6 protein-coding genes are annotated in these 6,630 nt (G+C 64.3%); 2 read left to right on the forward strand and 4 right to left on the reverse strand.

Annotated elements, in window-relative coordinates; genetic code table 11:
* Positions 1–149: 149 nt before the first annotated feature.
* The 3 genes from A5906_RS30055 to A5906_RS30065 all read right to left on the reverse strand — a co-directional run bounded on the left by A5906_RS30055 (position 150) and on the right by A5906_RS30065 (position 3,988).
* A complete protein-coding gene (locus A5906_RS30055) occupies positions 150–1,595 on the reverse strand; it encodes an IS1182 family transposase (RefSeq protein ID WP_136615447.1) in 1,446 nt (481 codons plus the stop codon).
* A 140-nt stretch (positions 1,596–1,735) separates the two neighbouring features.
* Positions 1,736–2,254: a hypothetical protein gene (locus tag A5906_RS30060; RefSeq protein WP_080138832.1), complete on the reverse strand. Its 519-nt coding sequence runs from the start codon at positions 2,252–2,254 to the stop codon at positions 1,736–1,738.
* A gap of 186 nt (positions 2,255–2,440) precedes the next feature.
* A complete protein-coding gene (locus A5906_RS30065; protein WP_080138833.1) occupies positions 2,441–3,988 on the reverse strand; it encodes an acetolactate synthase large subunit in 1,548 nt (515 codons plus the stop codon).
* 267 nt (positions 3,989–4,255) lie between these two features.
* Here A5906_RS30065 and A5906_RS30070 point away from each other — a divergent pair, with 267 nt between their 5' ends.
* Both A5906_RS30070 and A5906_RS30075 read left to right on the forward strand, forming a co-directional pair.
* The gene (locus tag A5906_RS30070) at positions 4,256–4,834 is read left to right on the forward strand and encodes a L,D-transpeptidase (RefSeq protein ID WP_080138834.1); all 579 of its coding nucleotides are present in this window, start codon (positions 4,256–4,258) and stop codon (positions 4,832–4,834) included.
* A gap of 86 nt (positions 4,835–4,920) precedes the next feature.
* A complete protein-coding gene (locus tag A5906_RS30075) occupies positions 4,921–5,736 on the forward strand; it encodes a DUF2927 domain-containing protein (protein WP_080138835.1) in 816 nt (271 codons plus the stop codon).
* Positions 5,737–5,915: 179 nt separating this feature from the next.
* On the opposite strand, the gene A5906_RS45295 is transcribed toward A5906_RS30075, so the two are convergent.
* Positions 5,916–6,630 (reverse strand): pyridoxal-phosphate dependent enzyme (locus A5906_RS45295; RefSeq protein ID WP_245326978.1); only part of this gene is annotated, 715 nt, incomplete at its 5' end.

Consider the following 6,630-nt stretch of genomic DNA (forward strand, 5'->3'; position numbering starts at 1 on the left):
GGGTCTTGGGTGTGTGCAAACGGATAGGTCGGCACGCGGCCGTGATTCCAATCGTTGCAGGCGGCCGATGTCTCGCGTCGGAGCGTCCAATGACCGGCCAAAGTGGGTATCGCGGCGGGATATTGCGCTTTTGGAGGCCTTTCCGGCCTTCAGGCGGCGCGGATGGCTGCAATCAGGCTCGGTTTGCCGACGATGTTCATCACCCGCGTGAGGTTATAGGCGAGAACATGCAGCGCCATCTCAGCGGCGACATTCCGTAGCCGCTTCGTCAGGAAGTGGGTCGCACCCATACGGGCTTTGATCGTGCCGAAGGGATGCTCGACTGTCTCGCGCCGCCTCCGCATGGCGTCGGGATCGGAATCGAGCCGTCTCTGGACCTCCTCGACCACATGCTCATGCTCCCAGCGCGTGATGCGACGCTCCTTGGACGGCGTACATTGACTCTTGATCGCGCAGCCTTGGCACGCCGCTGTCGACCAGTAACGGCGCAGCGTCATGCCATGCTCGATGTTGGTGAAGTGATACGGCAGCAGCTGACCGGATGGGCAGCGGTAGACGTCCTCATCAGGCAGGTAGGCGAAGTCCTGTTTGCCGAACCGGCCCTCCGCCTTGGCGTTCGACGTCATGGGCTTGGGCAGCGTGACTGCAACGCCAGCCTCTTCGCAGGCCAATATCTCCTCTCCGTCGAAGTAGCCACGGTCGGCGACCGCCTCGAGTTTGTCCACTTCGAGCACTTCTTTGGCTTGCTTCGACATCCGAGCAAGCTGCCCACGGTCGTTGCCGACGTTTATAACCTCATGCGTAACAATCAGATGGTGTTCGGTGTCCACCGCGACCTGAACATTGTAGCCGACCACACCCGATCCGCGTCCGCTGGTGGCCATCGAACGGGCATCTGGATCGGTGAGCGATATCTGTTGATCCGGCGTGTTGCGCATCTGCGCATCAAGCACTTCCAGGCGGCTCATCTCCTGCTTCAGCCGAGCGATCTTTTCCTTGATCCTCGTCGTCTTGATGCTGATCGCTTCCGATGGATCCTGCCGATCGGCGCTATCGAGTTGACGCAGATATCGACCGACGCTTTCCTCGATCTGCGCCATCCGCCTCGCGATCTTGGCATGCGTGAAGTTGCGATCGCGGTTGTTCACTGCTTTGAACTTGCTGCCATCGATTGCGACGCTTGGGGTCTGCAACAGGCCCATTTGCCGGCATAGCGCAACGAACTTCGCACAAACCTTCCGGATCGCCGCGCCATTATCCTTCCGGAAATCGGCGATCGTCTTGTGATCGGGAGCCAGGCGCCCGATCAGCCACATCACCTCGACATTGCGGCGCGCCTCGCGTTCCAGGCGGCGACTGGATTGCACCCGATTGAGATAACCGTAGATGTAAAGCTTCAGAAGGACTGCTGGATGATAGGAAGGTCGGCCCGTCTCCTTCGCGATCACACGCTCGAATCCCATTCCATGCAGGTCGAGCGCCTCGACAAACACATCGATCACATGGACCCCGTTGCCCTCGTCTACCCAATCCTCCAGACATTCCGGCAAGAGCGTCAGCTGGGATCTGTCCGCGCCTTCAACGAAGCGTCCCATCCGTATCCCCCATTAGGAAACGGAGGAATCGTAACCGACTCGTGGCTTTTCACACAGCCAGGGTCATTAGCAATCGCCACTGGCCGAGCGGAGCGACTTCCGCCTTGTCCTCGAAAGCTGACGTTTAAAAAGCACACGCCCTAATGCGCCGCCGCGAGGCCGCTCTCCGCAAGCCGCGTCGCGAACCAGCGCGACAGCGGGTCATCGACGAGGCCTGAGACATAGACCTCCGACATCGTCACATGCTGCCTATCCAGCACCAGCAGCACGCCGATCCAGTAGGGAAACCAGACATGCACATCGGTGAGCGCCCGCAGCTTGTGCTGGTCGTGCTCCAGCGGCGTGTGATTGCTCGCCTTGCGGATCTCGACTGTGAGCAAATTGTTCGGGATCTCGCGCTGATGCACGGCGACGTCGGGGTAGATCGACTTTCCGAGATGATCGTCCGTCGAGATGATGGTGCCGTGCGGCAGATGCAGCGTGCGCTCGCCGAGCCGGTCGTAATTGCAGTCGACGGCCCAGCCGGAAAACTGCCGCTCCAGATAGACGGCGAAGCGGTGCGTGATCGCGCGCTCGCCGATGTCCTTCTCGAACAGGAATCCTTCGTGGGCGTAGAAATCCCGGAGCGCCGCGATCACCTTGTTCAGCTCGGTCTGCATCGTGCCTCCGGGCTCATCCCGCGCACCTAGTTCGGTGTCGTCCCGGCGGAAGCCGGGACCCATAACCACGGGAGGTGGTTTTAACGCGAGTTGGTAACTCCAAGTCTTCGCAAAACTGTTGCTGCGGCGTATGGGTCCCGGCTTTCGCCGGGACGACGTGGGAAGAGGGCTCGGCCGACCAAGCCCCTACATCTGGACTTCGATCAGCCGCGGTCCGGGCTCGGCGACGGCTTCTGCCAGGGCCTTGTTGAACTCGTCGGCATTGGTGACGGCGCGGCCGGGCACGCCCATGCCCTTGGCCAGCGCCACGAAGTCCAGCGTCGGCCGGTCGAGCCGGAGCATGTCGTTGGCGCGCTGGCCGGGCTCGCCGGCGCCGACATTGTCGAACTCGCCGCGCAGGATCTGGTAGATGCGGTTGGCGAACACGATGGTGACGATGTCAAGGTTTTCGCGGGCCTGGGTCCATAGCGACTGGATCGTGTACATCGCGCTGCCGTCGCCGACCATGGTGATGACCTTGCGATCGGGGCAGGCGATCGCAGCCCCGATCGAGAGCGGCGTCGAGAAGCCGATCGAGCCGCCCATGTTCTGCAGCCAGTCGTGCGGCGCCGCCGCCGCAGTCGGCGGGAAGAAGCCGCGGCCGGTGGTGAGGGATTCGTCGACCATGATCGCGTTCTCGGGGATCGCACAGGCGATCGCCTGCGCGATCGAGGCGAAATTCAGCGCGCCGGTCGGCTTGGCCAGTTCCTGCAACGCCTGCGGCTTGACATCCTTGGCGCTCGCCTTCACGGCGCCGGCCAGCGCCTCGAGAGCTGCGACCGAATTCTCGCCCCAGGAGGTCATGCGATGCACCTCGCAGCCCTCGGGCTTGAGCATGCTCGGCTTGTTCGGATAGGCGAAGAACGCCACGGGGTCGTCGGACTCGACCAGCACGATGTGACGGAATTTCGCCAGCATCGGCAGCGCGTTCTCGATCACGTAATGGATGCGGTCGATCGAGAAGCGGCCGCGGCCGCGCGCCATCTTCGGGCGGAAGGTCGGGCCCATCACGGTGCAGCCGGTCTTGCCGGCGATCCGCTCGGCCAGCGCCAGGCCCTGCTCGCTGAGGGCGCTGCCGGTCATCAACAGCAGTGTGCCCTCGCCGTCGCCATGCAGGATCTTCGCGGCCCGCTCGACCGCCTGCGGCGAGTAGCTCGCGCGCTGCTGCTCGGCCGGCACCTCGGCGATGGCGTCGGCCTCGTTCCAGGCGGTGTCGGCGGGCAGGATCAGGGTCGCGATCTGCCCCGGTGCGCTCTTGGCGGCGGCGATCGCCGCGGCGCCGTCGGCGGCGACCGATTTGGAGTTCGGCGAGGTCCGGACCCAGGACGACATCGGCCGGGCCAGCCCCTCGATGTCGGAGGTCAGCGGCGCGTTGTACTCGATGTGGTAGACCGCGTGCTGGCCGACGATGTTGACGATGCCGGAATTGGCCTTCTTGGCGTTGTGCAGATTGGCCAGACCGTTGGCGAGGCCGGGGCCGAGATGCAGCAGGGTCGAGGCAGGCGTGCCCTTCATGCGGTAATAGCCGTCGGCGGCGCCCGTCACCACGCCTTCGAACAGGCCGAGCACGCAGCGCATGCCGGGAACGCGATCGAGCGCCGCGACAAAATGCATCTCGGAGGTGCCGGGGTTGGTGAAGCAGACGTCGACCCCGCCCTTGACCATCGTCCGCACCAGGCTTTCCGCACCGTTCATTCTTTTTGCTCCCGCTACGGGTGATTTCGAGTGATCCGTTCGATCAATCATTGTTCGCAGGCCGCGTCAAAGCAATAGGGGGCATCGCGGCCCTGCCCCGCGTGACGATGCGCTGGTTTGGCTAACTCTTTTGGGCAAATTCGCCTGGTTGCCGATTTGGTAACATCAATGGTTAAGCATGGGGTCCCTCACGCGGCCGTGGCTTGCGGAAACCCCGTAAATATGGCCTGTGGCCTTCGTTGAATCGATTTTTTCCGGGGGAATACAATGATCCGGTTTTTTGCCGCGCCGATTGCCGCCATCGCACTTCTGACCGCCACGGCCGGCGGCGCGCTCGCCGAGGAGTTCGACTCGCGCGACATCATGGGCGGCGGCCCGAACTTCTTCCGTGGCGGCGCGAGCCCGATCCCCCGCTCCACCGTCATGTACAACGGCAACTATGCCCCCGGCACCATCGTGGTGAACACCAGCGAGCGCCGCCTGTATCTGGTGCTGCAGAACGGCCAGGCGCTGCGCTACGGTATCGGCGTCGGCCGCGACGGCTTCCGCTGGGGCGGGGTGCACAAGATCACCGCCAAGAAGGAATGGCCGGACTGGACGCCGCCGTCGCAGATGCTGGCCCGCCGGCCCGACCTGCCGCGCCACATGAAGGGCGGCATCGAGAATCCGCTCGGCGCCCGCGCCATGTATCTGGGATCGACGCTCTACCGCATCCACGGCTCCAACGAGCCGGAGACGATCGGCCAGGCGGTCTCCTCGGGCTGCTTCCGCATGACCAATGACGACGTCACCGACCTCTACAGCCGCGTCTCGGTCGGCACGACCGTGGTGGTGCTGAACAACTAGGGCCGCACAGCCACAGCAGGAACCCGCAGGGCGCGTGCATTTGCGGGCTTGTGCAGGCGACGCGAATACGGCAGCGTTGCGCAACGATGAGCGCATTGGACCTGCCCTCGCCCGGCCTTCGCATCGCCCTGCTGGCGCTCGCAACGCTCACCTGTGTGCCTGACACCGCTACCATGGCCGCCGCGGGCGAACTGCCAGCGATCGCCTCACGCCAGCGCGCCGAAAAGAAGAGCTTCACCGACAGCGAGATCGTCGAGGGTTTTCTCAAGACCGCGTTCGGCGCCGAATATCACCTCGCCGGCCGCGTCGACCGCATCCGCAAGTTCGACGGACCGGTGCGCGTGTTCGCCGACGGGGACCGCGCCGACCGCAAGGGCCAGCTCGCAAAAGTCGTCGCCGACATCGGCAAGCGCGTGCAGCATCTCGACATCGCCATGATCGACAGCAGCGAGGCGGCAAATGTGCGGGTCAAGCTGGTGCGCGACCGCGATCTGTTCCGGACCCTCACCAGCTTCTACGGGCTCGAGAAAGCGCGCGAGATCCGCTCCTCGCTCGACCCGCAGTGCCTGTCCGGCTTCCGCAAGAACGACAATTTCGAGATCGAGCATTCCGACGTCATCCTCACCACCGACAACGGCGATTTCACCTTCCTCGACTGCGCCTATGAGGAGCTCCTGCAATCGCTTGGGCCGATCAACGACACCACGAGCGTGCCCTGGACCATGTTCAACGACAACGTCTCGATGGGTTATTTCGACGTTTACGACCAGTACATCCTCAACCTGCTCTACGACCCCCGCATCAAGCCCGGCATGACGGTGCCGGAGGTCAAGGCCGTGCTGCCCGCCGTGCTCGCGGATGTGCGCGGCTGGGTGAAGCGGGTGAATGATCTGAGGGAGTAGGTGATCCGTCGCCCTTCGAGGGCCGCTGAAGGAGCGGCCATCCCAGGGTGACGGTCATGGAATGGCGCGCGCTGCCGCCACGCCGTCATCGCGAGCGCAGCGAAGCAATCCAGGCTTTCGCCGTGGAAAGATTCTGGATTGCTTCGCTGCGCTCGCAATGACGTAGCAAGTTGCAGCGCCTACTGCACGAGATCGGCGACGGTGGTCGCCGCCTTCAGCCCGGTGCCGGTGAGGACTGCCACCGTTGTCTCATTTGCCTTGATCGCACCAGCGGCTGCGAGTTTGTCCAGGGCCGCGGCCGCGCTGGCGCTGGTCGGCTCGGCGAACAGGCCCTGCCGCGCGAGACGGCGCAGGGCAGCGACGATCTCGTCCTCGGTGAGCGCGACGGTACCACCGCCGCTCTCGCGCAGGGCGGCGATGATCTCGCGCAGGCGCAGCGGATGCTTGATCGCGGTGCCCTCTGCAATGGTCTTGTGCACCTCGCGCGCGACGGGCGTGTCGACGGCCGCCTGAAAACTCGCGTCGATCGGCGAGCAGTTGAGCGGCTGTGCCGCGAACAGGCGCGGAAGCTTCGAGATCTGCCCGGCCTTCAACAGCTCGCGGAAGCCGAAGGCGCAGCCCAGGAGACTGCTGCCCGCACCGACGGGCACGATGACGTTGTCGGGCGCGCGGAAGCCGAGGTCCTCCCAGATTTCATAGGCGAACGATTTGGTGCCTTCGAGGAAGAACGGCTGCCAATTGTGGCTGGCGTAGAAGGTCTGGCTCGACTGCCGGATGGCCTCGGCCTCCGATTCCTCGCGCGGGCCTTCGACGAGCTGCACCGTCGCGCCGTAGGCACGCACCTGCGCGATCTTGGCCGGCGAGGTGGAGGCGGGCGCCAAAATCTTCACGCGC

The organism is Bradyrhizobium sacchari (assembly GCF_002068095.1).
Classification (GTDB): Bacteria; Pseudomonadota; Alphaproteobacteria; order Rhizobiales; family Xanthobacteraceae; genus Bradyrhizobium; species Bradyrhizobium sacchari.

Coding starts and splice junctions, on each gene's coding strand:
- A5906_RS30055 (WP_136615447.1), bottom strand. CDS start 1,595: ATGGGACGCTTCGTTGAAGGCGCGGACAGATCCCAGCTGACGCTCTTG.
- A5906_RS30060 (WP_080138832.1), bottom strand. CDS start 2,254: ATGCAGACCGAGCTGAACAAGGTGATCGCGGCGCTCCGGGATTTCTAC.
- A5906_RS30065 (WP_080138833.1), bottom strand. CDS start 3,988: ATGAACGGTGCGGAAAGCCTGGTGCGGACGATGGTCAAGGGCGGGGTC.
- A5906_RS30070 (WP_080138834.1), top strand. CDS start 4,256: ATGATCCGGTTTTTTGCCGCGCCGATTGCCGCCATCGCACTTCTGACC.
- A5906_RS30075 (WP_080138835.1), top strand. CDS start 4,921: ATGAGCGCATTGGACCTGCCCTCGCCCGGCCTTCGCATCGCCCTGCTG.